General features: G+C 55.9%; 24 protein-coding genes and 1 other RNA gene. 9 read left to right on the forward strand and 16 right to left on the reverse strand.

The window, feature by feature from the left end; translation table 11 throughout:
- The first annotated feature begins 4 nt into the window (after window positions 1–4).
- The gene (locus LGL98_RS19155; protein ID WP_136033425.1) at window positions 5–703 is read left to right on the forward strand and encodes a GNAT family N-acetyltransferase; all 699 of its coding nucleotides are present in this window, start codon (window positions 5–7) and stop codon (window positions 701–703) included.
- On the opposite strand, the gene ykgO is transcribed toward LGL98_RS19155, so the two are convergent.
- The 3 genes from ykgO to LGL98_RS19170 form a co-directional block, all read right to left on the reverse strand.
- Window positions 700–840 (reverse strand): type B 50S ribosomal protein L36, encoded by a 141-nt coding sequence (gene ykgO / locus LGL98_RS19160; RefSeq protein WP_136033621.1) that lies wholly within the window; start codon window positions 838–840, stop codon window positions 700–702. The genes LGL98_RS19155 and ykgO overlap by 4 nt on opposite strands.
- A complete protein-coding gene (locus LGL98_RS19165; protein ID WP_080924893.1) occupies window positions 840–1,103 on the reverse strand; it encodes a type B 50S ribosomal protein L31 in 264 nt (87 codons plus the stop codon). The genes ykgO and LGL98_RS19165 overlap by 1 nt, the downstream gene beginning before the upstream one ends.
- Window positions 1,104–1,218: 115 nt before the next feature.
- On the reverse strand, window positions 1,219–2,289 hold the full coding sequence (locus LGL98_RS19170) for a LacI family DNA-binding transcriptional regulator (RefSeq protein ID WP_136033427.1): 1,071 nt from the start codon (window positions 2,287–2,289) through the stop codon (window positions 1,219–1,221).
- Between the two features lie 270 nt (window positions 2,290–2,559).
- Between LGL98_RS19170 and LGL98_RS19175 the strand changes: the two genes are divergently transcribed.
- Window positions 2,560–3,831, forward strand: a complete 1,272-nt coding sequence (locus tag LGL98_RS19175; protein WP_025710684.1) for a maltoporin — start codon at window positions 2,560–2,562, stop codon at window positions 3,829–3,831.
- Between the two features lie 136 nt (window positions 3,832–3,967).
- On the opposite strand, the gene LGL98_RS19180 is transcribed toward LGL98_RS19175, so the two are convergent.
- The 6 genes from LGL98_RS19180 to LGL98_RS19205 form a co-directional block, all read right to left on the reverse strand.
- Window positions 3,968–4,282 carry a PTS sugar transporter subunit IIB gene (locus tag LGL98_RS19180; RefSeq protein ID WP_095033402.1) on the reverse strand — a complete coding sequence of 105 codons (315 nt, stop codon included), beginning with the start codon at window positions 4,280–4,282 and terminating at the stop codon, window positions 3,968–3,970.
- A gap of 64 nt (window positions 4,283–4,346) precedes the next feature.
- Window positions 4,347–6,404, reverse strand: a complete 2,058-nt coding sequence (locus tag LGL98_RS19185; RefSeq protein WP_136033429.1) for a beta-galactosidase — start codon at window positions 6,402–6,404, stop codon at window positions 4,347–4,349.
- Between the two features lie 30 nt (window positions 6,405–6,434).
- Window positions 6,435–7,637, reverse strand: coding sequence for a glycoside hydrolase family 53 protein (locus LGL98_RS19190; RefSeq protein ID WP_136033430.1), 1,203 nt, complete (start codon window positions 7,635–7,637; stop codon window positions 6,435–6,437).
- A 4-nt stretch (window positions 7,638–7,641) separates the two neighbouring features.
- Window positions 7,642–8,493: a sugar ABC transporter permease gene (locus LGL98_RS19195; protein ID WP_000079398.1), complete on the reverse strand. Its 852-nt coding sequence runs from the start codon at window positions 8,491–8,493 to the stop codon at window positions 7,642–7,644.
- A gap of 10 nt (window positions 8,494–8,503) precedes the next feature.
- A complete protein-coding gene (locus LGL98_RS19200) occupies window positions 8,504–9,811 on the reverse strand; it encodes a carbohydrate ABC transporter permease (RefSeq protein ID WP_008805425.1) in 1,308 nt (435 codons plus the stop codon).
- 62 nt (window positions 9,812–9,873) lie between these two features.
- A complete protein-coding gene (locus LGL98_RS19205) occupies window positions 9,874–11,106 on the reverse strand; it encodes a maltodextrin ABC transporter substrate-binding protein (protein WP_025710680.1) in 1,233 nt (410 codons plus the stop codon).
- Window positions 11,107–11,462: 356 nt separating this feature from the next.
- Here LGL98_RS19205 and LGL98_RS19210 point away from each other — a divergent pair, with 356 nt between their 5' ends.
- Both LGL98_RS19210 and LGL98_RS19215 read left to right on the forward strand, forming a co-directional pair.
- Window positions 11,463–12,572, forward strand: a complete 1,110-nt coding sequence (locus tag LGL98_RS19210; RefSeq protein WP_136033432.1) for an ABC transporter ATP-binding protein — start codon at window positions 11,463–11,465, stop codon at window positions 12,570–12,572.
- A 235-nt stretch (window positions 12,573–12,807) separates the two neighbouring features.
- Window positions 12,808–14,367, forward strand: a complete 1,560-nt coding sequence (locus LGL98_RS19215) for a cyclic di-3',5'-guanosine monophosphate phosphodiesterase PdeB (RefSeq protein WP_136033434.1) — start codon at window positions 12,808–12,810, stop codon at window positions 14,365–14,367.
- A 34-nt stretch (window positions 14,368–14,401) separates the two neighbouring features.
- Here LGL98_RS19215 and LGL98_RS19220 read toward each other — a convergent pair whose 3' ends face one another.
- Entirely contained in the window at window positions 14,402–14,674 is a 273-nt protein-coding gene (locus LGL98_RS19220; RefSeq protein ID WP_136033436.1) for a metal/formaldehyde-sensitive transcriptional repressor, read from the reverse strand.
- Window positions 14,675–14,839: 165 nt separating this feature from the next.
- Between LGL98_RS19220 and LGL98_RS19225 the strand changes: the two genes are divergently transcribed.
- The gene (locus LGL98_RS19225) at window positions 14,840–15,676 is read left to right on the forward strand and encodes a nickel/cobalt efflux protein RcnA (protein ID WP_136033439.1); all 837 of its coding nucleotides are present in this window, start codon (window positions 14,840–14,842) and stop codon (window positions 15,674–15,676) included.
- 44 nt (window positions 15,677–15,720) lie between these two features.
- Here the strand turns inward: LGL98_RS19225 and yczE are convergent, their stop codons facing one another.
- Complete coding sequence (yczE, locus tag LGL98_RS19230; protein WP_136033441.1) at window positions 15,721–16,335, reverse strand: membrane protein YczE; 615 nt, start codon at window positions 16,333–16,335, stop codon at window positions 15,721–15,723.
- 88 nt (window positions 16,336–16,423) lie between these two features.
- On the opposite strand from yczE, the gene yczR reads away from it, so the two are divergent.
- Entirely contained in the window at window positions 16,424–17,851 is a 1,428-nt protein-coding gene (yczR, locus tag LGL98_RS19235) for a MocR-like transcription factor YczR (RefSeq protein ID WP_136033443.1), read from the forward strand.
- A gap of 134 nt (window positions 17,852–17,985) precedes the next feature.
- On the opposite strand, the gene LGL98_RS19240 is transcribed toward yczR, so the two are convergent.
- The 3 genes from LGL98_RS19240 to ffs form a co-directional block, all read right to left on the reverse strand.
- Window positions 17,986–18,201: a hypothetical protein gene (locus LGL98_RS19240; protein ID WP_004142688.1), complete on the reverse strand. Its 216-nt coding sequence runs from the start codon at window positions 18,199–18,201 to the stop codon at window positions 17,986–17,988.
- Complete coding sequence (locus LGL98_RS19245; RefSeq protein ID WP_136033445.1) at window positions 18,198–18,455, reverse strand: hypothetical protein; 258 nt, start codon at window positions 18,453–18,455, stop codon at window positions 18,198–18,200. The genes LGL98_RS19240 and LGL98_RS19245 overlap by 4 nt, the downstream gene beginning before the upstream one ends.
- A gap of 310 nt (window positions 18,456–18,765) precedes the next feature.
- An RNA gene (ffs, locus tag LGL98_RS19250) (signal recognition particle sRNA small type) lies at window positions 18,766–18,862 on the reverse strand.
- 242 nt (window positions 18,863–19,104) lie between these two features.
- Here ffs and LGL98_RS19255 point away from each other — a divergent pair.
- A complete protein-coding gene (locus tag LGL98_RS19255; RefSeq protein ID WP_136033447.1) occupies window positions 19,105–19,512 on the forward strand; it encodes a dTDP-glucose pyrophosphorylase in 408 nt (135 codons plus the stop codon).
- Between the two features lie 67 nt (window positions 19,513–19,579).
- Window positions 19,580–19,891, forward strand: a complete 312-nt coding sequence (locus tag LGL98_RS19260) for an MGMT family protein (protein WP_136033449.1) — start codon at window positions 19,580–19,582, stop codon at window positions 19,889–19,891.
- 37 nt (window positions 19,892–19,928) lie between these two features.
- Here the strand turns inward: LGL98_RS19260 and LGL98_RS19265 are convergent, their stop codons facing one another.
- On the reverse strand, window positions 19,929–20,420 hold the full coding sequence (locus tag LGL98_RS19265; RefSeq protein ID WP_136033451.1) for a YbaY family lipoprotein: 492 nt from the start codon (window positions 20,418–20,420) through the stop codon (window positions 19,929–19,931).
- A 216-nt stretch (window positions 20,421–20,636) separates the two neighbouring features.
- Between LGL98_RS19265 and tesB the strand changes: the two genes are divergently transcribed.
- Window positions 20,637–21,500, forward strand: coding sequence for an acyl-CoA thioesterase II (gene tesB / locus LGL98_RS19270; protein WP_136033453.1), 864 nt, complete (start codon window positions 20,637–20,639; stop codon window positions 21,498–21,500).
- A 50-nt stretch (window positions 21,501–21,550) separates the two neighbouring features.
- On the opposite strand, the gene amtB is transcribed toward tesB, so the two are convergent.
- Window positions 21,551–22,837 (reverse strand): ammonium transporter AmtB, encoded by a 1,287-nt coding sequence (gene amtB / locus LGL98_RS19275; RefSeq protein WP_168435370.1) that lies wholly within the window; start codon window positions 22,835–22,837, stop codon window positions 21,551–21,553.
- Window positions 22,838–22,847: the final 10 nt, after the last annotated feature.

Consider the following 22,847-nt stretch of genomic DNA (forward strand, 5'->3'; position numbering starts at 1 on the left):
CGTAATGTGTGAATACAATCAGTTTGGACAGGCAATCGGCGCCGCGCTGCCTGACTGGCAACCGCGTCCCTGGCCAACACGGCAGATCTTACAGGGCAGTCGCTGTCGGCTCGAACCACTGACTCTCGCGCATGCTAGCGATCTGTTTGCGGCCCACCAGCTGGCGCCCGACACCCGCAGCTGGACCTGGCTGCTGCGTGAACCTGAGAGCAACCTTGCAGAATACAGTGCCTGGGTGGAACAGGTGGCCACGCTGGCGGACCCGATCCATTTTGCTGTCGTTGACCAACAACACGGAAAAGCAATCGGCTCGCTGGCGTTAATGCGTATCGATGCCACCCACGGCGTAGTCGAGGTGGGACATGTGCATTTTTCACCGTTACTGAGCCGAACGGCCATGGCGACCGAAGCGCACTGGCTATTGATGCAATATGTCTTCGACACGCTTGGCTACCGGCGGTATGAATGGAAATGCAACAGTCTTAATATCCCATCAGCCCGGGCGGCAAGACGGCTGGGGTTTCAGTACGAAGGACGTTTTCGCCAGGCGCTGGTGAGCAAAGGACACAACCGGGACACGGACTGGTTTTCGGTGATTGATGGTGAATGGCCGAAGCTGGATAACGCCATGCGGCAATGGCTGGCCGTCGACAATTTTACCGCCGACGGCCAGCAGCGCCTTTCCCTGGAAAGTTTCCGTTAACGACGTTTTTTACGCCCCTGTACCGCTTTGAAGCGGGGGTTACTCTTACAGAGCACATACAGCCGCCCTTTGCGCTTGACCAGCTGGCAATCCGGGTGGCGCTGTTTGGCGCGGCGTAATGAGTTGACGACCTGCATCATGCTTTCCTTTTTGCATCAATAAAGCCGCCGAAGCGCTGACGGAACCGGGCCGCGCTGCCCTCGCTGGCGAAGGTTTTTTGTTTGCCCGTGTAGTACGGATGCGATTTCGAGGAGACATCGATCGTCACATACGGAAATGTTTCGCCATCGAGCTCAATCACGCGATCGGTGCGAATAGTTGATCCGACTTTAAAATACTCATTCGCGCTGGTGTCGTGAAACACCACCGTACGATAGGGAGGATGAATATGGGCTTTCATGATGATCTCTTCATTACGTTATAACATAACAACAAGATTACGCCGTGCTGTGACAAAGATCAACCCTGCTCAATTTAAGGGTAAGGTGATAAGGCGAGTTTCCCCGCCTTTGGCATTAGGGTGCCAGACGGTGGGCGATGGCGCGGAGTTGTTCCGCAATGGCCTGCAGATCTTTTCCCTGCTCGATTCGGGCGCCGCTGGAATGGCGTATCACCAGGCGCGCCGGCAGAATGGATGAGGTATGCGGCGCGCCGCTGGTGCTGGCGAGGATCCGCCGCACCGCCTCCTTCCCCTGCAGATCGAGATCCAGCGACACCGTACTCAACGACGGATAGAAAAAAGAGCTTTCGTAGGTATCGTCATAGCCAATGACGGACTTCTCACCCGGCACCGCCACCTGATGCTGATGGAAGGCGCTGAGCACCCCCAGCGCCATCTGGTCATTACCTACCAGCACGGCGCTGAAATTGGGCGTTTCGCGCAGCATCTGCAGCGCACCGGCATAGCCGCTTTGCGCATCCCAGTTGCCGTGCAGGACGGTCACCGGCTTCAGACCGTAGCCCTCCAAAGTCTCCAGCCAGCTTTTTAACCGGAGTTTAGCCGAGACTGAGCTGTCCGGCCCTGCCAGCAGCGCGATCTCCCGATGCCCCATCTCATAGAGATATTTGACGCTAGCCCGCGTGCCGTCCGCCGGATTAAACGAAACGTTAAACACGGAGCTGTAAGGATCAACATCGAGAAACAGGCAGACGATATCATCGTTGTCAGCGGCGATTTTCTGCGCCTGTTCGGTCTCCAGTGGCACGTTGATAATGACTTTGTCCACTCGCTGAGATTTCAGCTCATTGATAGAATCCTGGATACTTTGGTTGACGCTCTCATCAATCATCGAAATCAGAACCTGATAACCTTCCAGATTGGCATAACGTTTTACCGCCGCCGCCACCTGGGAAGGCGCATGCCAGGCCAGCGAAATAGTCACCAGGCCGACCGTCTGACTCTCCTTTCCCACCAGCTGCTGCGCCAGCCGGTTTGGCACATAGCGTAATGCCTCTATCGATTTCTCCACCTTGCGGCGCGTCGCTTCGGATACATTGGCAGATTTGTTGAGTACCCTGGACACGGTCTGGTAAGAGACGCCCGCATGACGGGCAACGTCTTCCAGAGTAGCGCTTTTAGACTTCATGGTCCGGTTCCTTATGTTGTTATCTCATGATTGTAACAGGGGCCATTTAAAAAAACGCTCACCGCCACCTCACGCTGCAAAACACCACCTAAAAAAGTATTACGTTCACAATACAGTGAATTGTGAATCACCTCACCCATTGCAACAAAAACCAGTGTAATTATTTGCAGTTAGTCACACAACAATCATATCTCATTTGCCTGGAGTTACATTTAGGCATTTTATGACATCAGTTATGTGAACGTAATACAAAACAATAAGAGGATAGAGATGAACACTACACTGCGCGCTCTTTCAGTCGCGTTAGCCGCTGCGCTAATTGCCCCTTCCGCGTTTGCGGCTTCCGCCGCGATCCCAACGATCGATTTCCATGGCTATATGCGCGCCGGGGTTGGGGTCTCCGGCGATGGTAGCGAAGCGGAATGGCAAAAGAACAAGCTGGGCCGTTTGGGGAACGAGTCGGATACCTATGGCGAGCTGGAGCTGGGCTCTGAGGTCTATAAGAAAGATGACGTCAGCTTCTATCTCGACAGTATGGTCAGCATGGTCTCCGACGGCTCTAACGATAATGAAACCACGCTGAACGATGATGCACAGTTCGGCTTACGTCAGTTGAACCTGCAGATAAAGGGGCTGATCCCTGGCGATCCAAATGCGGTGATCTGGGGCGGTAAACGTTACTACCAGCGCCATGATCTGCATATCATCGATACCAAATACTGGAACATTTCCGGCTCCGGAGCCGGGGTGGAAAACTACACTCTCGGCCCGGGCGCCGTCTCGCTGGCCTGGATCCGCGGCGATGCCAACGATGTTGACTATCGCGTCGATGGCGACAGCAACGTCAATATCAACTATATCGATTTACGCTACGCGGGCTGGAAGCCGTGGGCGGGCTCGTGGACCGAATTCGGTATCGACTACGCGATGCCAAACACCACGAAAAAACAGGATAGCTATGGCGGACTGTACGATGCTGACAACGGCGTCATGCTGACCGGTGAAATCAGTCAGGATATGCTGGGTGGCTATAACAAAACCGTGCTGCAGTACGCCAACAAAGGCCTGGCGCAGAACATGGTCTCCCAGGGCGGCGGCTGGTACGATATGTGGAACTACGTGAATGACGCCACCGGTTATCGTGTGATTAACACCGGCCTGATCCCGATTACTGAGAAGTTCTCTATCAACCACGTTCTGACCTGGGGCTCGGCGGATGACATTACCGACTATACCGACAAAACGCGGATGCTGTCGCTGGTCGCCCGCGGGCAGTACCAGTTTACCGACTACGTGCGCCTGATTGGCGAAGTCGGCGGTTTCTATCAGAAAGACAGCTACAACAATGGCACCAGCTACAAACAGGCCGGTGAGAAATACACCATTGCGTTGGGCCTGGCGGACGGGCCAGACTTTATGTCACGTCCGGAATTACGCATTTTTGCTTCGTATTTGAATGACTCCGAAGATGGTAAACCGTTTGAAGACCAGACGGCGAATAATACCTGGAATTTCGGCGTGCAGGTAGAGGCCTGGTGGTAATCGCGTACGGTTAAGACTCATACGTTATTTTTATCTCCTGCTGTAAGACTGTTAATTATCTTCCGGTAAACTTTATTGCCACTGCTGTCTTTGTCTTATTTTCGGGATAACCTGTTTTCAGGTTATCCCGTTTTATTTATTTCCGGGCGGCAAAATGTTCATCCAGAAGCTGACGCAGCGCATCGGACTGTTTACCGAAAATAGCATGCACCTGCTGACCAAGAATAATAACCCCCAGCGCGCCCTGCTGCTGTAATGCGTCCGTATCTACGTCTGCAAGATGACGAACTGTCACGCGCAGACGCGTAATACAGGCATCCACTTGCGTAATATTCGCTTCGCCGCCGAAGGCCTGAATAAGCGCCTCGATTTGCTGTTTTTCCGCCTCGCTTAATGGCTGTGCCGGACGCGCTGGGGAGAAATAGTGCAGGAAGGATTTTAAACTCACCATAATAAACTCCAGGTTTAAGATAAAAAAAAGCCTGCTCGTCAGAGCAGGCGTGGAAAAGAAGAAATTACGCGTGACGACGGAGAACACGGCAATCCCATGCCGACAGGGTCAGTGGAGCCGACACCGCCGCGTCGGTCAGGCAATCCCAATACCCTTGCGGCAGGGTCAGGGTATGGTTTTGGGCGCTGTAGTTCTGCAGGAAGATAAATGCGTTGTCACCGTCGGTGCGCGCAGTAGCCACCACGCCGGGTGGTAACTCCGTCGCAATCGCTCGCGGCAGGGCCAGCTCCTTGCTCAGGGCGGTAAAGAAATCGCGCTGGAAGGCTAAATCGTTGCGGGAGGCCACATGCCAGGCTTTGCCTTTCCCGAACTCGTTCACCGTCACAGCCGGCCGTCCGGCATAAAAATCATCCCGGTAGGTGGCCAGCGCCTGGGCGCTCTCGGTATGGATCAGTTCGCAGAGATGGCGCACCTGATAAGGGCCCTGCAGACCGCACTGATTCCCGGCAAGTCCCTGCACCAGATTAAACTCGCCGTCATTGAGGCAGTCGATCTCTTCCGCCCAGATCCCCAGCAGATTGCGCAGCGGGCCCGGGAAGCCGCCGAGATAGCAGAGATCGGACTCATTGACAATACCGGTCCAGTAGGTGGTCACCAGGTGGCCGCCGTTGGCGACAAACGCCTCCGCCCGCCCGGCAAAGCCGTCGCGCACCATATATAACATTGGGGCAATCACTAACTGGTACGGCGTTAAATCAACATCGGCGTCAATCACATCGACGGCGATGCCCTGCTCCCAGAACGGGCGGTAGTGCTCGTTGACCGTCTTCTCATATTCCATCCCAAGATTGCGCGGCCCCTGGGCGTCATCCAGCGCCCAGCGGTTCTGCTGGTCGAAGATAATCGCTACTTTCGCCTCGGTGCGACAGCCCCTCACCTCCGGCAGCTTACTGAGGATCTCGCCGAGCTGGCAGACTTCGCGGCCAATGCGGGTATCAATATGTCCGACGTGGTCGACCACTGCGCCGTGAAATTTCTCAACCGAACCGCGGCTTTTCCGCCACTGGAAATACTGCACCGAGTCGGCGCCATGCGCCACCGCCTGCAGCGAGGAGAGAATATGCATTCCCGGCTTCTTCAGTTTGCTGGTCGGCTGCCAGTTGGTGGCGCCCGGTGTGGACTCCATCAGCACAAACGGCTTGCCGCCCTTCAGGCTGCGCATCATGTCGTGATACATCGCGGTGTAGCAGGCCAGCGCAGTTTCGTCTTTATCGCGGTGCCACATCGGATAGCTATCCCAGGAGATGAAATCCAGCGCCTCCGCCAGCTGCCAGTAGTCGTAGTCGTAGAAATATTCCATAAAATTGGTGGTCACTGGCAGAGCGGCATTCGCCGCTTTCAGCGGAGCAATTTCATGGCGGCAAAAATCGGTCACCTGAGCGGTGTTAAAGCGATGCCAGTCAAGATTGAGACCGTGGATCGACACCTCGCCCTGCGGCGCAGGCGATTCAATCTGTGACCAGTCGGTATAGGTATGGCTCCAGAAGGTGCTCCACCAGGCCTGGTTGAGATTCTCCAGGGTCTGGTAACGCGCCTTCAGCCAGTCGCGAAAACGGTTCTGGCAGAGATCGCAATGGCATTCACCGCCATATTCGTTGGAAATATGCCAGCCCAGCACGGCCGGGTGTGAGGAGTAACGTTCTGCCAGCAGGCTATTGATTTTCAGGGTCTTCTCGCGATAGACCGGCGACGACATACAATGATTGTGACGGCCGCCGTGCAGGGCCGGCACCCGATCGCGCCCTACCCGCAGAACCTGCGGATAGCGTTGCGACATCCACGCCGGACGCGCGCCGCTCGGCGTGGCCAGAAAAACATGTATACCGGCGGCATACAGTTTATCCAGAATAGTGTCCAGCCAGGCGAAATCAAATACCCCTTCGCGTGGCTCAAGTTTCGCCCAGCTAAATATTCCCACCGACATCACATTGCATTTTGCCTGCTGCATCATGGCAATGTCTTTATCAATAATATCGGGGTCATTCTCCCATTGCTCCGGATTATAATCCGCGCCATGCAGCAGCGTATTAACCTTCGGATGTAAAGGTGCAAATTTATTCATAATAAACTTCCTGAAAAGAACGACAAAAAATTAATTAAATACTTTTACCGACGGCAATACTTTTCCCTGACAATCAAATAGCGCCTGATTTTCACGTGCATTGCCCTCTTTCCACTCGTCATGGATATATTTCATTCCCGCCGGCGTGGCCCAGGTATTTCCCGGCACGGCAATCCATGTAGGCTCCCAATAGAAAATACCTTTACCGCGCTGGTCAGGCACATCAACCACCGCCTGCATTAAATCGTGAATATAGTTATATTGTCCCTGTACGGTGGCGGGATATCCCCCATCCTTTTCTTCTTTCGCCTGGAAACTATTTTCCGCGTTGTCGCAGTTGGCCAGGGTATAGGCGTAGGCCGCCTCGACGACGATAACGTCTTTGTTATAGCGTTTGCTAATGTCATCCATATTGGCCTTCAGAGCGCTGATCGGGCCATTCCAGTAGGTGTACATCGACAGCCCAATCACGTCATACGGCACATGGCGTTTATCAATCTCATCAAACCACCAGCGGAAGGTATCATTTTTGGTCCCTTCGGCCAGATGCAGCATGATTTTCACCTGCTCGCCGTGGCGCAGGTTCTCCTTCAGGCCATCGATAGCCGCGTTCAGCAGGCCGGCCAGCCGGTCGAATTCTCCGCCACCCTGCCCCCAGCTTTTCCCTTCCGGCCACAGGATGCCGCCGTTGATTTCATTGCCAATCTGCACCATATCCGGCAGAACGCCCGCCTGCTTAAAGCGGGCGATAGTATCGCGGGTATAGTCATGAATCGCCGTTTTCAGCTGCGGGTAATCCATCTTTTCCCAGGCTTTCGGCTTGAACTGCTTGCCGGGATCGGTCCAAAAATCGCTGTAATGAAAATCAAGCAGCAGCTTCATCCCCTGGGCTTTCGCCCGCTTCGCCAGCGCCAGGGTGGTGGCCAGATCATTGTTCCCGCCGCCATAGTCCTCGCCGCTCGCCGATTGCGGATCGACCCACAGACGGAGGCGGACATAGTTGACGCCGTTCTCTTTCAGAATGGCGATCGGATCCTTGCGCTGATTATTCTGGTCGTAAAAGGTCGCCCCGTGTTTTTCCGCATCCAGCAGCGTGGAGATATCCGCGCCTTTGATAAAGTCCGCTGGCATGCCCTGAAACGCGCGGGTTTCAAGCGCGTCCGCGGCCAGAGAAGAGGTGGAGAAACTGCATGCCAGACAAACCGCAAGCCATGCGGGTGTGAATCTTTTCATGTGCTTATCCTTTAGTACTGCCCGAGGTCAGGCCGGAGACGAAGTATTTTTGTAACGCCAGGTAGAGGATCGCCACCGGTACGGCGATCAGCACTGCCCCCGCCGCGTAGGTGGTGTAGCTGGCACCCATTTTTTGCGCCACCAGGTTATACAGACCGATAGGCAGCGTGTATTTATCCGGGGTACGCAGGATGGTGCTGGAGAGGATGAAATCCCCCAGCGGACCAGTGAACGAGAACAGCGCCACCACCGCGAGGATCGGCCTCGACAACGGCATGATGATCTCGATAAAGATGCGAAAGCTGCTGGCGCCGTCCATGCGAGCGGACTCATCCAGGTCTTTGGGGATCGCATCGAGATACCCCTTCATCAGCCAGGTATTCATCGGGATCATCCCCCCGACGTAGATCAGCACCAGCGCCAGATGGCTGTTAATCAGGCCAAGCAGTTGCGACAGGACGAAGATCGCAATCAGTGCAGAAAACTGCGGGATCATCTGCAGCAGCAGGAACAGCATCAGCCCGTTCTGCCGCCCTTTAAAGCGGAAGCGGGAGAAGGCGTAAGCGGTAAAGCTAACGCTAATCAGGGTCAGCACCATGGTCAGGAAGCTGATTTTCATCGAGTTCCAGTACCAGGTGAGGTAATTCACATTGCCATTAAACAGATCGGCATAGTGCTGGAACGACACATTTTCCGGAATGATTGAGGTACTGAGCAGGCTATTGCCGGCGTTCAGCGACGCCCCGACCGTCCAGACCAGCGGATAGATAATCACCACCGAGACCAGGATGACCACCAGCCAGGTGAGAGAGAGTCGGATCCACTTTTCGCGTTTAATACTGGGTGATTGAGCCATGTTGCTTCCCTTACGCCATGTCGTCATTTTTGAAGGATTTGGTGGCGCGGAACTGCCACAGCGCCAGGCCGACGACAAAGATCGACAGCAGGATCGTGATGGTCGCCGCGATGGCGTACTGCGACGAGGACATCGTCAGCTTATAGATCCACGACACCAGAATATCCGTCCCGCCGGCGTTAGAGCCCGCCACCGCAGGACCGCCGTTGTTGAACAGGTAAATGATGTTGAAGTTATTAAAGTTGAAGGTGTACTGGGTGATGATGATCGGCGCGATCGCGTACAGCACCAGCGGCAGAGTGATGGTGCGCAGACGGGTAAACGCGCTGGCGCCGTCCATCGTTGCGGCTTCATACAGATCGTCCGGGATCGCCTGCAGCACGCCGGTGGTCATGGCAAACACAAACGGGAAGCCAAGCCAGGTCTGCATCATGATCAGCGCCGTTTTGGTCCAGAACGGGTCGGTGAGCCATGCCTTAGGACTGATGCCGAAGAAGGACAGGATCGCGTTGTTGATGACCCCGAAGGAGTCGTTGAACATCCCGGCAAAGACGAGGATGGTGACAAACCCCGGCACCGCCCACGGCAAAATAAAGATGGTACGGATCAACGGCTTAAAGCGCAGATCTTTTTGGTTGACCAGAATGGCCAACAGCACGCCCACCGTACACTGCAAAGTGGTCGCCAGCAGCGTCCACACCACCGTCCACTGCAGCACATCCAGGAAAGTGGAGCGCCAGATGGAGAGGGTAAAAATATTGACGAAGTTTTTCAGCCCCACCCAGTCAACCAGCTTCGCTGGCGGTGTGTGGTAGAGGTTGTAGTTGGTGAAAGCGATGGCGAAACCAAACAGAATCGGAAAGATCACCACAAAGACCAGCAAAATAAAGCCCGGGGTGATCATCAGGTATGGAAAGCCGTCGCTCAGCAGCATCTGGTACTGCTTACGCACGCTGTTGAGGGCGATCCCCTCATCACGTTTTTTACCGTTGAGCCACGCATCACGCAGCGAGAGAAAATAGATCAGCACGCCAAAGGCGACGATCAGTACGCTGATAATCCCCTCGGCTAACAGGAAGATAGAGTTATCCCGCGGTACCTCCTCGCCCAGGGTATATAGCCCCCACAGCCCCTCGCGCAGGAAATCATAAAAAATACCCAGAAAGCTGCTCAGTAGCACCAGGAAGACCAGCCCTTTCAGCCACTGGCGATGATAAAACTGACCAAAACCCGGCACGATTGCCAGCAGCAGGCCGCACCACGCATGCCGCCCGGGCCCGCGCGCGTCGCTAAAATTTTCGCTGGAATGGATGCTCACACTCGACTCCTTCTACAAACGGGAGGTCCCCCTCCCGCTCTGTGACTTCACGTGACGGTGAATTACTGATTGCTGGCCTGCATTGCTTCGATCTGCATCTTGATCTGTTTCACCGCGTTATCGAGCGCGGCCTGCGGCGCCTGCTTGCCGGTAAGGCTCAGTTCAAGCGCGGCGTTGGCCGGCCCCCACACTTCGCCCATCTCCGGAATGCCCGGCATGGCCATTGCCCGCGCCGACTGTACGGCGACAGCGCTCGCCTTTTCGTCGTTTTTAATCACCGGATCGTCAATCATCGCCTTCAGCGGCGGAATTTCACCGGTTGCGATGTAGCGGGCTTTCACATACTGCGGCTGGTTGATGAACTCGATAAACTGTTGCGCCAGCGCTTTGTCTTTACTCCAGGTCGATACCACATAGCCCTTCACGCCGAGGAAGGAGCTCATTGGCTTGCCGTCCGGCAGCGTTGGTAGCGGCACCACGCCATAGTTGATGCCTGCAGCTTCATACGGCTGGAAGGCCCAGGGACCGTTGATCACCGCCGCCGCTTTTTTCTCGGTAAACAGCGAATCGATGGCATTCAGCCCGTTATCGCCGAGGATCCCCGCCGGGAAGGCCTGCTCGGCATAGAATTTTTTCAGGAAGGTGACAGCTTCCACGGCGCCGGGGGTATTGAGGCCCACCTGCTGCGGATTAAAGCCGCCGCTGTCGTTTTTAGCGAAGATATAGCCGCCCATCGGGCCAATGGCTCCCCAGCTGTAGTAGATCTGATCAAACTTGGCCAGCAGGCCGTATTTGTTCTGTTCGCGCTGGGTCTTCGAGTAGTCGAGCCAGGCCTGCAGGCTGTCCAGCGGCTTGTCGATCAGGTCCTTGTTGTAAATAAGCACCAGGGTTTCCACCGCCTTCGGGATCCCGTACAGCGCGTTGTCCATGCGGAAGGCATTGATGGAGGCTGGCGTAAAGGCATCCTGTTTCGCCTGATCGACATTGAGCGGCGAGAGAAGTCCCTGAACCACGGCACCGCCGAGCTGGTCATTCGGGATCACCAGCACGTCCGGCCCGATACCCGCCGGCCCGTCAAGGCGCAGCTTTTCCAGCTGCTGGGCATAAGGCATCTCCTGCAGATTGACCTTCACGTTGTACTGCTTCTCAAAATCACTGACCGCGGTTTTAATACCCGCGGATTTCTTAATGTCTTCCCAGACGTTGAGCTGGCCGGCGGCATGCGCCTGCAGGCTGGTGAGTTGCCCCGCCGCCAGGGTGGTAAGGATTAGTGCAGCAAGCGTGTTCTTTTTCATTATCAACCTCATGTGAAGGTATAACAATTTAATGGTTTTTATGTGACTTACGTCTGTCAGTAAGAAAAATAAATCATTTCAAACTGCCGTGTTACATGGAAAACATGTTCTGATTCGCTTTTGTTATACGCTACGCTTTGATCGTTGATAAAACTACCATAAGCTGCCAGTTGTGTGATCATCCTTGCAGAAATGAAACGTCCCTGTATGGCGCAAAATCCGCGGAAGTTATAGTCGGGCGATGACTTTACTGCTGTTGAACATCGTCACACCGATTTGTTACACGTAATACAAATCACGCTCAGCATAGTGACAAACCAACGGCAAATAACAGCTACTCACTCCGGGGAATGTGGATGTCCAATATACGACTGAGGAATGTCACCAAAAGGTTCGGCAGCACGGTGACGCTGCACCAGGTCAATCTCGATATTGAAGATGGCGAGTTTGCGGTCTTCGTCGGCCCTTCCGGCTGTGGAAAATCGACGCTGCTGCGCATGATTGCCGGGCTGGAAGAGGTCAGCGAAGGAGAAGTGCTGATCGGCGATGAGGTGATGAATGATGTGGTGCCCGCCCGCCGTGGCGTAGCAATGGTCTTCCAGTCCTATGCGCTCTATCCGCATATGACCGTGGCGGAGAATATGGGCTACGGGCTGAAGGTGAATAAGGTGCCGAAGGAGGAGATCCGCCGCCAGGTGGAAATGGTGGCCAAAACCCTGCAGCTCTCGCACCTGCTGGACCGTAAACCGAAGCAGCTCTCCGGCGGCCAGCGGCAGCGCGTGGCCATTGGCCGCGCGATCGTGCGTAATCCCCGGGTGTTTATGTTCGATGAGCCGCTCTCTAACCTTGATGCGGAGCTGCGCGTCGATATGCGCCTGCATATTGCCCGCCTGCACCAGGAGCTGAAAACCACCATGGTGTATGTCACGCACGATCAGGTGGAAGCGATGACCCTGGCCGATAAAATCGTGGTCATGAACTACGGAAAGGTCGAACAAATGGGTTCGCCGATGGCGCTGTATTACAATCCGGTCAACAAATTCGTCGCCGGCTTTATCGGCTCGCCGAAGATGAACTTTTTGCCGGCCGTCGTCAGCGACTGGCAGCCGGAACGCCTAACGGTCACCCTCGCGCAGGAGCATCAGCTGACCCTGAACATCGCCACCCAACCGCTGAAGCCCGGCGCCGCGGTAACGTTGGGGATCCGGCCAGAACACCTCACTCCGGAGGTTACTACCGGTACGGTGGTGGAGTTTCAGTGTGAAGTGGTGGAGCGTCTGGGTAACAATACTTACCTGTTTGGCCAGTGCTACGGCCACGATAACGTCAAGGTTTTGCTGCCCGGCGACGTCCATTTCCGCCCGTGGCAGAAGATTAATCTGGCCTTCGACGACCGCTTCTGCATGGTGTTTGATGAGAACGATCTGCGCATCAGCGCCGACATCACGGCTCCGGATGCGCACTAGCTAACATATTGCTGTCATCTGCGCAGCGTATGCTGTGACTGAATGCCGGAATACACCCTGCCCGGCATTCACACCCTCATTTTTATTCTGCTGCATCGGAATCATCCTTCTCTCCCGGCATCGCAGGCGCTTGTGATGCCGGCTTTTTTCCCTGAGCGGCATTCTTTCTCCCGCTGCGCCGGGTTTATCTTTCGCATATACTGATGGCAACCCGCGAGATAAAAAGGATACAGGCATGAGGACCCGGCATCTGGTAGCGCTGTTTACAGGGGTGCTGATACTGGCCATCATCCTGCCCATCTCCTTCAGCATCTGGCAGGCAGCGCGGCAGGCCAAAATGCAGTTCTATCGTGAACTGGATGATTATTCCAACCGTATCGTCGTTCGGACGCTGCAGGTCGCTGACCAGGCCCGGGAAGCGCTGCGAGAGGCCGACGCACACACCGCCGCCTCCTGTAGCCCTGAACATCTGCTTACGCTCCGCCGCATTGCCTACACTCACCGCTATATCCAGGAAGTGCTCTGGCTACGCGATTCCGTACCACAATGTTCCTCCCTGGAAGACCATAGCGTCGCGGTCACCTTTCCACCGCCGGACCACATTGCCCCCGACGGCTATCGCACCTGGCTAACCTCAATTAACGATCTTGGCCTCGATCATCAGATGACAGCCATGGGCAGCCAACAGCATATGGTGATGATCGATCCCATCTCCTTTATCGATGTGGTTCCCGCCAGCGAAGAGAAGATCCATACCATGCTGTTTGGTTTGGACCACCTGAAAATGGTGATCAGCAGTCAACCGCTGCCGGCGAAAGTCTGGCAACGTATAAAAGATCCACATGTGGATATGCTCACTCTGGATAACACGGTCTACCGGATCCAGCGCATTCCCGAGCTGGGCTCTGGCATCGTGACCTGGTCTTCCACCCTGCCGCTGCAGCAGCGCATTCGACAGCAGCTGATCTTCTGGCTCCCTGCCGGCATCTTCACCAGTCTGCTCGCCACCTGGCTGCTGCTGCGCCTGCTCAGGCACCTGCGTTCACCACGCAACAGTATGCTGGACGCACTCAACTCCGAAGCGATTCAGGTTTACTATCAGCCGATAATCTCGTTGCAGGACGGGAAAATTGCCGGCGCAGAAGCGCTGGCCCGCTGGCAGCAACCCGATGGCACCTTTTTATCGCCGGATATTTTTATTCCTCTGGCCGAACAGACCGGGCTTATCACGCAGCTAACGGAAGATATCGTCAGGAAAATTTTTACCGACCTGGGGCCCTGGCTGCGGCAGCGCCCGGAAATACATATCTCCATCAACCTGTCGGTGGATGATTTACGCTCGCCCACCCTGCCGACGTTGTTACACGATCAGCTGCAGCACTGGGGGATCGCCGCTGAACAGATCATCCTTGAGATCACCGAGCGCGGGTTTGTCGACCCGGAGAGCACCCTGCCGGTGATCGCGCACTACCGTCAGGCCGGCCACCGCATTTCGATTGATGACTTTGGCACCGGCTACTCCAGCCTGAGCTATCTGCAGGAGCTGGACGTCGACACGCTGAAAATCGATAAATCCTTTGTCGATACCCTCGAATACCGGCCACTGACGCCGCACATTATTGAAATGGCCAAAGCGCTCAATCTGGCCACCGTTGCCGAAGGGGTGGAAACGGAAAGCCAGCGCGACTGGCTACGACAGCATGGCGTTCAGTACGCCCAGGGGTGGCTGTACAGCAAAGCGCTGCCAAAAGAGCAGTTCATTCTGTGGGCGGAAAATCACCTCCATGCGCATTAAGCGGCAGGTGGCCTGTACAGAACGTCAGGGGGCGCTACTTCAGATAGGATTTAATGACCTGCATCACCGTCTCCAGATCCGCTTCACGCTGCGTCTCTTCAGGTTCTTTCACCACATGGTCGGTCAGATGCCCCTGAATAACCTGCAGCATCATGCCGTTGACCGCGCCGCGGATCGCCGCCAGCTGCTGTAGCACCTCAGCGCACTCATGGTCGCGATTCAGCATTTTCTCTAACGCGGAACTCTGCCCCTGAATTTTCTTCAGCCGGGTCAGTAACATCTTCTTGTGTCGAACTGTATGTGACATTGCACGATCCACCGTTTCATTCTGTTCTTCATTGTCCGGCCCTCGACGCCGGCAACGCCCGCCAGCATAGCATGATCCCTTTTACCCGCCGCTTTTTCTACTGGGGGGTAGTATTTTACTACTGGGGGGGAGTAGGATAAACGCACTTTTGGCAAGGATCCCGATATGAACGATTTCACTTCCCTTTTGCAGCAGGGCAATGCCTGGCTGTTTATTCCCAGCGCGATACTGCTCGGCGCTCTTCATGGCCTCGAACCCGGGCACTCTAAAACCATGATGGCCGCCTTTATCGTGGCGGTACGGGGAACCTTAAAGCAGGCGATACTGCTGGGGCTTGCGGCGACGGTTTCGCATACGGCGGTCGTCTGGCTGATCGCTATGGCCGGCCTATGGTTTGGCCGCGGCTGGAACGCACAGACCTCTGAACCGTGGTTTCAGCTGATCTCGGGGATAGCGATTGTACTGATTGCCTGCTGGATGCTCTGGCGCACCTGGCGCGAATCGCAGCCCCATACGCACTCTCATCATCCGCACGCTCATGAACATGAACATGAACATGAACATCATCACCATAAACATGACCATCACCATGCGCCTTCATCCGCCGCGCCGCTGGTGGCGGAAGAGTGGCAGGACGCACATCAGCGGGCTCATGCGCAGGAGATCAATCGACGCTTCGATGGCCGCCAGGTGACGACCGGGCAGATCGTACTGTTTGGCCTGACCGGCGGGCTGATCCCCTGCCCGGCGTCCATTACCGTGCTGCTTATCTGTTTACAGCTGAAGAAATTCTCGCTGGGTGCCACGCTGGTGCTGGGCTTTAGCGTCGGTCTGGCGCTGACGCTGGTCGCTTCCGGGGCCATCGCCGCCCTGAGCCTCAAACATGCCACCCGTCGCTGGCCGTGGCTTAACGACCTCTCGCGCAAGGCGCCCTGGATCTCAGGCTTACTGATCATCGTGGTGGGGATTTACATGATGCTTCATGGCCTGAGCGGCCTGTAAGCGATGAAAGGCCCTCTCCGTGATGAAGAGGGCGAGTCATTAATTCAGGAGACGGTTTGCTGGGGAGTGCTGACCGCTTTGCGAGTGACGGGTCGGCTAAACCACGGCAGGCACAGCTGGATCAGCGGGCCAATCGCCAGCGCGTAGATGACGGTCCCGACGCCAAATTTGCCCCCCAGCAGCCAGCCAATCAGCAGTACGGAAAGCTCGATCGCCGTCCGGATACCGCGCAGTGACCAACCGGTGCGAGCATGCAGACCGGTCATCAGGCCATCGCGCGGCCCGGGGCCAAAGCCCGCGCCAATATACATCCCGGTGGCGATAGCGTTCAGCACAATCGCCACCACCAGCAGCGTACTGCGGGCTACCATCGACTCCAGCGGCGGCAGGACGGCCAGCGTGGCGTCCGCCGCCAGCCCCAGCACGATGACGTTGCTCACCGTGCCGAGGCCTGGCATCTGGCGGATTGGGATCCACAGTAGCAGCACCGCCGCGCCGGTGAGAATAATCACCGTACCGAAACTGATCCCCAACTGTTTTGCCACCCCGAGATGGAAAACATCCCACGGATCGGCGCCAAGATTGGCATGCACGAAGAGCGCCGTGGACACGCCGTAAAGCACCAGACCAATATATAACTGCAGCAGGCGACGAAGCATATTTTTTCCTCAACATCATTGCGAATGCCCTCATCATCAGCAAAAATGGACTGATAATTAATGGCCAGTTTTGGAAAAGTGGATCGCTATGTCAGCCCGACGCTTTGGAACCCAATCCCTGGTACGCCTGCTCGGCAACTGGCAGGAGTCCAGCTCACGCACACCGCTATGGCGCCAACTGGCGGAAGCGCTCCGCCTGCTGATCCTTGATGGTCGCCTGACGCTGCAAACGCGACTGCCCGGCGAGCGCGAGCTGGCGGCGGCCCTGAACGTCAGCCGGACCACCATTACCAGCGCGCTCGGCCAGTTGCGGGAGGAAGGTTATCTCTACAGCCGCCAGGGGAGCGGGTCACGCATTGTTTTGCCGGAACGCCCCGCCGATCTTCCTCTGCCTACCGGCATCTCATCTACGCTGAATCTCTCTACCGCCGCGCTGAGCGCCGGGCCGGAGGTCCATCAGGCCTTCCAGCACGCCATGACCCTGCTGCCGCCCTATCTCGCACAGACTGGCTATGACCAGCAGGGGCTGCCGGTGCTGCGGGAGGCTATTGCCCGGCGCTATAGCGAACGCGGTCTGCCGACGCGGCCCGATGAAGTGATGGTGGTCAACGGCGCCCTTAGCGCCTTCGCGCTGATCCTGCGCCTGTTCACCGGGCCGGGTGACCGGGTGGTCATTGACGCCCCAACCTATCCTATGGCCATTAGCGCGATTCAGGGTGCCTCCTGCCGCCCGGTCGGGGTCGCACTTCCGCAGCAGGGGTGGGACTGCGACGGACTTGCGGCGACTATTGCGCAGACCGCGCCACGTCTGGCGTGGCTGATGCCGGATTTTCACAATCCCACCGGGCGCTGTATGGATGCCCCCACCCGCCAGCGGGTCGCGGATATCGCCGCCAGGACGCGAACAACGCTGGTAATCGACGAAACCATGGCCGACCTTTGGTATAACGCGCCGCCGCCTCCGCCGCTGGCCAGCTTTAATCCCGATGCCGCGGTGATCACCATTGGTTCGGCCGGGAAAAGTTTCTGGGGAGGACTGCGCATCGGCTGGATCCGCGCCAGTGCGCGAACCATCGCCTCGCTTATTCAGGCCCGCGATTCGCTGGATTTGGGTACGCCGCTGCTGGAGCAACTGGCCTGCAGCTGGCTGCTGGACAATGCCGCAACGTTGCTGCCGCCGCGGCGGGAAATGCTCAAGGCGCGCCGGGACATGTGCGAAACGCTGATGGCGGAGTATTTTCCCCGCTGGCGCTTTACGCCGCCGGAAGGTGGGCTCTCTTTTTGGGTGGAGCTGCCGGACATGCTGGCCACCCTGTTCTCTGCACGCGCGGAAAGCCAGGGGATACATATTGGTACCGGCACGCGATTTGGTCTGGAAGGGGCGTTCGATCGCTATTTACGGCTACCGTTTACGCTGCCGGATGACGCATTGCGCCAGGCCTTCTCCACACTACAACCGCTGTGGCAAAGCCTTACTGAACAGAAGGAAAATACACGTTTGCGAAAAATAATATAAGAAAATATCGACGGGCTGATTTCAGCCCGTCAAATGACCATCATCCATGAGGTATATGAGATGTTTTTATAAAATTGCCGGGATATTCTGCCCTCTGGTTATGGCAAACCAATGACAGAAACAGGACAATTTCATTAATGCTGGCGCGGAATGGGAAACCCTTTCAAGGAAATAATAAAACCATCTTCATCTTTTTTAATTTTAGCGCCGGTATCACACCAGTCGGAGGCAATGCGAAAAAACTCATCACTACCGATATTCCAGTTCAGGCGGACGTGTTTGACGTATCCTGAGCGCAACATATCGCAAGCTTCGCTATAGTTGCTGGCTGTAGAGAATTGTTGTTTCATTTTTTCTTCTTCAGAAGTTTTCTTAATGCTTTGATTTCTTTAGGGGTTAATGGCGTCGCTTCCTCTTCGGTATGCTGGCTGTCAATGTCCTCTTCTGTCACCCCCGCCTCACCTGCTGATGCCTCAAGCTGAAAAGCCAGCTGCAACAGCTTTTCCGTTGCCGTACCCAGGTTCTCGTTATTCTCTTCCGCATAATGACGCAACTTCTCTTTTAACTCGGCGTCAATTTTTACATTCAAAACCACTGTGGTCATAGCTACGCTTCCCGTGCAATAAAATCATCATAATTAATACACGAAGTTAACATGCTGATCCAGAGATATATTTTATAGCATGGATCGGTCAACAAATTCCCATCAATAAGATGCACCTTATTTATGACAAAGATATGACATTAATATTTCAGTAGAATTTCAGATTTATGACAAGTGAATATTATGGAATAAAAATGGGGTGTTTTAACAACCAAATATAATATGTGATCTTTATCAGAAATAAACTTTAGCAGGAGTAAAGACCGGATAAATACAAGGGAAATAACAGGCAGGCTGAAATGGGTGGGGGCCCTGCCAGCTACATCCCGGCACACACGTCGTCTGCTCTGGCTGCTTCCTTCCGGACCTGACCTGGTAAACAGAGTAGCGTTGCGGGAGAACCAACAGAGCCCCCATTGAGAGCGTTGGTTACCCAACGCGCTGGCGCATTATCCCTGCTGACCCGGTGAATTGCAAGCGCACACCGACTGCCTGCTGGTTTATTGTGCAATAACGCGAATAAAACCAACAACTCACAGTTAACCGGTGAGATTGCGAGCGCGCCCTCAGCTTACAGGCGGGATATCCATCATACTTAGCCACCTTACCCCTTCTTTTATAATCGGCATATTGTCTCTACGGTACTCGAATGACTGACTCATCACCCCAGACCATTACTCTGCCTTTACCCGCTATGGAAGGGATGACCATCGCCTTTCAGGGCGTAAACTATTTGCGTCCGGGAAAAATGCTGGACTTCGTGACCCTCAGCCAGGCGCCGGTACGGGCGGTCACACCGCTGGCACTGCTCTATTCCACCGTCGGCGTGCTGCGCCAGGTCGAACTGCGTAAGCTGCCGGTCTACATCAGCGGTCGGGTGGTATATCCCATTTCATCGCTCACGTTGCCGGGTCTGCGCGCGAAGCTCATCATTAACACCGCCTCGCAGCGCCTGAAATTTCTTGAGAGTTTGATCGCCAGTTCACCGTCTGACAATGTCCATGGCATGCAGATCCTCGGCCTGGCCTTAACGTTCACCGTCGAACAGCCCGCCTGACCCTGGTCGACTGTACAGCCTGCGGCACAGCGCTTATGCTGGCGTTTTGCCGGTAACAGGACAGAACATGGATCCGCACGACTCATTTCCCCAACGCGTCTGGCACATCGTGGCGTCGATACCGGAAGGATACGTCACGACCTACGGCGATGTCGCCCGCCTGGCAGGTTCACCGCGCGCAGCGCGTCAGGTGGGCGGCGTACTGAAACGCCTGCCGGAAGGCTCTACCCTTCCCTGGCATCGGGTTGTCAATCGCCATGGCGATATCTCCCTCACCGGGCCCGATCTTCAGCGACAGCGTCAAGCCTTGCTGGCTGAAGGGGTTCAGGTTTCCGGCAGCGGCCATATCGATCTCCAGCGCTATCGCTGGGTTTACTGAAGACAAAAAAAAGCCCCCTTCTGGGGGCTCAGCGAGCTTATGGCGCGACAGGAACGGCGGTTTGCTGGACCGGTACCAGCGTCAGGTCGGCATGGGTGCCCCCCTGATTGATGACCGGCTGCACGGTATCGGTAATAAACATCAGCTGGCCGTTAACTGCGATCGCGGCACTCAGCAGAATACGGGCGTTCGGTTGCACGTCTGCCGGGTTGTAAGGCAGCGCAAAGTTAAATGGCGCCTGTTTGCCTTCGGTACGCACCGCTTTTTGCGACAATACACGGGCTGGCGCATCTGCCAGAGAAGCATCCGACAGGGTCACCGTCAGTACCGCATCCGGCGGTAAAGCGATTCTCTGGCGGATATTAATCGTCCCCGTGACGCTCGGCTGCTGCTGCGCCACGCTCAGTGTCGCGATACCGTAAGGGTCGGGCGCAGCCGCCTGAGTCGAAGAATTGTTCGAGTTGTGATTAGCACAGGCGGTCAGCGTCGCGGCGACGGCTAATGCACTAAACATATAGGCAAATTTCATGATGTTCTCCTTATCATCCCTTAATACCCAGGAGGATGTTCCGCCGCTTCGCCGGCAGGAACTTTCGTGTCGTCAATAAGTGTGGCACAGATCTCAGATTTGTTCCTGTTAACCGGGCGTTATTCAGATTATTACACCCATCGGACCACTTGCGATTCCAGGTTATACTTGGCGACATTACGCGCACTGCGCCGCCATTGTTAATTGAGGATAAGTATGAGTCAGGCACTCTCTAACCTGCTGGCATTGTTAGATCTGGAAAAAATTGAGGAAGGGTTATTCCGCGGACAGAGCGAAGACCTGGGATTGCGCCAGGTTTTTGGCGGCCAGGTAGTGGGTCAGGCGCTGTATGCGGCAAAAGAGACGGTACCCGTTGAGCGTCTGGTGCATTCGTTTCACAGTTACTTTCTTCGCCCTGGCGATAGCCAGAAGCCGATCGTCTACGATGTGGAGGTGCTGCGCGACGGCAACAGTTTCAGCGCCCGTCGGGTCGCCGCTATCCAGAACGGGAAGCCGATCTTCTATATGACCGCCTCCTTCCAGGCGCCAGAGAATGGCTATGAGCATCAGAAAGCAATGCCAGCCGCCCCCTCCCCTGACGGCCTGCCTTCGGAAACCGATATCGCTCGCAAGCTGGCGCATCTCCTGCCGCCGCAGGTGAAAGACAAATTCCTCTGCGATAAACCGCTGGAGATCCGGCCGGTGGCGTTTCATAACCCGATGAAAGGCCATATCGCCGAACCGGTGCGCCAGGTCTGGCTGCGCGCCAACGGCGCCGTTCCCGACGATCTGCGCATTCACCAGTATCTGCTGGGCTATGCTTCGGACTTTAACTTTCTGCCGGTGGCGCTGCAGCCGCACGGCGTCGGTTTCCTCGAGCCCGGCATGCAAGTCGCCACCATCGACCACTCGATGTGGTTCCACCGGCCGTTTAATATTAATGAATGGCTGCTGTACAGTGTCGAAAGCACCTCGGCCTCCAGCGCCCGTGGCTTCGTTCGCGGTGAGTTCTACACCCAGGATGGCACGCTGGTTGCCTCAACGGTTCAGGAAGGGGTAATGCGCAACCGCAACGCATAAAAAAAGCCTCCCGTTCGGGAGGCTTTTTGCTACAAGGAGAAGGGTTTCTATCAGGCGTTGTAGGCGTTTTCGCCATGGCTGTTGACGTCCAGCCCTTCGCGCTCCTGCTCTTCCGGCACGCGCAGCCCGACGGTCATGTCCGCCACTTTATAACCGATGAAAGCCACCACGCCGGACCAAACTACGGTGATGGCGATACTTTCCAGCTGCACCAGCAGCTGATGGCCCATGGTGACACCTTCCGCATAACCGACGCCGCCGAGAGACGTCGCCGCGAAGATACCGGTCAGGATACAGCCGACGATGCCGCAGACGCCGTGAACACCGAAGACGTCGCAAGGATCATCCACTCGCAGCCAGCGCTTCAGCGCCGTTACGCCCCAAATACCAGCCAGACCAGAAGCGATACCGACGATCAGCGCCCCGCCGACACCGATATAGCCACACGCCGGTGTGACGCCGACCAGACCGGCAATCGCCCCAGAGCAAGCACCCAGCAGTGAAGGTTTACCACGCAGGGCCCATTCGCCAAAAGTCCACGCCAGGATAGCCGCAGCTGTCGCCACAACGGTGTTAACGAAGGCCAGGGCCGCAATTTCATTCGCTGCGCTGGCAGAGCCGGCGTTGAAGCCGAACCAGCCCACGTAGAGGATAGCGGTGCCAGTGAACACCATCGGCAGGTTATGCGGTTTGAACGCTTCTTTACCGAAGCCCACGCGTTTGCCCATCATATAGGCGCCGACCAGCCCGGCGACCGCGGCATTAATATGCACAACGGTACCGCCGGCGAAGTCTAGTGCGCCATGGGTCGCCAGCAGACCGCCGCCCCAGACCATATGCGCAATCGGCACGTAGGAGAGCGTCATCCACACCACCACGAAGATCAGTACCGCGGAGAAACGAATACGTTCCGCCAGCGCCCCGACAATCAGCCCGACGGTGATGCAGGCGAACGAGCCCTGGAAAGCCACGTGGATATACTGATAGAAGGTGCCCATCAGCGCTTTCAGTTCAATATTTTTCAGCATCACCCAGTCAAAGCTGCCGAAGAAGCTGCCGCCGGTGCCGAAGGCCAGGGTATAGCCATAAATTACCCACAGTACGCAGACCAGGCCAAAGGTGACAATCACCTGAGTCAGCATGGACAGAACGTTTTTACCGCGGATCAGGCCGCCGTAAAATAGCGCGATCCCCGGGATAGTCATAAACAGAACCAGCGCGGTGCAAATCATCATAAACGCGTTATCGGCTTTGTCCGCCACCGCAGGCGCGGCCATCGCCAACCCCGGCAGAAAGGCTAATGCCCCCAGACCCGATTTCATTGTTGCCATTTTCATTGTTTCGTTC

This window comes from Klebsiella africana (assembly GCF_020526085.1).
In the GTDB taxonomy this organism is placed as follows: domain Bacteria; phylum Pseudomonadota; class Gammaproteobacteria; order Enterobacterales; family Enterobacteriaceae; genus Klebsiella; species Klebsiella africana.

Excerpts from the sequence above, each read along its gene's own strand:
- LGL98_RS19155 (WP_136033425.1), top strand. The coding sequence starts at position 5 with ATGTGTGAATACAATCAGTTTGGACAGGCAATCGGCGCCGCGCTGCCT.
- ykgO (WP_136033621.1), bottom strand. The coding sequence starts at position 840 with ATGCAGGTCGTCAACTCATTACGCCGCGCCAAACAGCGCCACCCGGAT.
- LGL98_RS19165 (WP_080924893.1), bottom strand. The coding sequence starts at position 1,103 with ATGAAAGCCCATATTCATCCTCCCTATCGTACGGTGGTGTTTCACGAC.
- LGL98_RS19170 (WP_136033427.1), bottom strand. The coding sequence starts at position 2,289 with ATGAAGTCTAAAAGCGCTACTCTGGAAGACGTTGCCCGTCATGCGGGC.
- LGL98_RS19175 (WP_025710684.1), top strand. The coding sequence starts at position 2,560 with ATGAACACTACACTGCGCGCTCTTTCAGTCGCGTTAGCCGCTGCGCTA.
- LGL98_RS19180 (WP_095033402.1), bottom strand. The coding sequence starts at position 4,282 with ATGGTGAGTTTAAAATCCTTCCTGCACTATTTCTCCCCAGCGCGTCCG.
- LGL98_RS19185 (WP_136033429.1), bottom strand. The coding sequence starts at position 6,404 with ATGAATAAATTTGCACCTTTACATCCGAAGGTTAATACGCTGCTGCAT.
- LGL98_RS19190 (WP_136033430.1), bottom strand. The coding sequence starts at position 7,637 with ATGAAAAGATTCACACCCGCATGGCTTGCGGTTTGTCTGGCATGCAGT.
- LGL98_RS19195 (WP_000079398.1), bottom strand. The coding sequence starts at position 8,493 with ATGGCTCAATCACCCAGTATTAAACGCGAAAAGTGGATCCGACTCTCT.
- LGL98_RS19205 (WP_025710680.1), bottom strand. The coding sequence starts at position 11,106 with ATGAAAAAGAACACGCTTGCTGCACTAATCCTTACCACCCTGGCGGCG.
- LGL98_RS19210 (WP_136033432.1), top strand. The coding sequence starts at position 11,463 with ATGTCCAATATACGACTGAGGAATGTCACCAAAAGGTTCGGCAGCACG.
- LGL98_RS19215 (WP_136033434.1), top strand. The coding sequence starts at position 12,808 with ATGAGGACCCGGCATCTGGTAGCGCTGTTTACAGGGGTGCTGATACTG.
- LGL98_RS19220 (WP_136033436.1), bottom strand. The coding sequence starts at position 14,674 with ATGTCACATACAGTTCGACACAAGAAGATGTTACTGACCCGGCTGAAG.
- LGL98_RS19225 (WP_136033439.1), top strand. The coding sequence starts at position 14,840 with ATGAACGATTTCACTTCCCTTTTGCAGCAGGGCAATGCCTGGCTGTTT.
- yczE (WP_136033441.1), bottom strand. The coding sequence starts at position 16,335 with ATGCTTCGTCGCCTGCTGCAGTTATATATTGGTCTGGTGCTTTACGGC.
- yczR (WP_136033443.1), top strand. The coding sequence starts at position 16,424 with ATGTCAGCCCGACGCTTTGGAACCCAATCCCTGGTACGCCTGCTCGGC.
- LGL98_RS19240 (WP_004142688.1), bottom strand. The coding sequence starts at position 18,201 with ATGAAACAACAATTCTCTACAGCCAGCAACTATAGCGAAGCTTGCGAT.
- LGL98_RS19245 (WP_136033445.1), bottom strand. The coding sequence starts at position 18,455 with ATGACCACAGTGGTTTTGAATGTAAAAATTGACGCCGAGTTAAAAGAG.
- LGL98_RS19255 (WP_136033447.1), top strand. The coding sequence starts at position 19,105 with ATGACTGACTCATCACCCCAGACCATTACTCTGCCTTTACCCGCTATG.
- LGL98_RS19260 (WP_136033449.1), top strand. The coding sequence starts at position 19,580 with ATGGATCCGCACGACTCATTTCCCCAACGCGTCTGGCACATCGTGGCG.
- LGL98_RS19265 (WP_136033451.1), bottom strand. The coding sequence starts at position 20,420 with ATGAAATTTGCCTATATGTTTAGTGCATTAGCCGTCGCCGCGACGCTG.
- tesB (WP_136033453.1), top strand. The coding sequence starts at position 20,637 with ATGAGTCAGGCACTCTCTAACCTGCTGGCATTGTTAGATCTGGAAAAA.
- amtB (WP_168435370.1), bottom strand. The coding sequence starts at position 22,837 with ATGAAAATGGCAACAATGAAATCGGGTCTGGGGGCATTAGCCTTTCTG.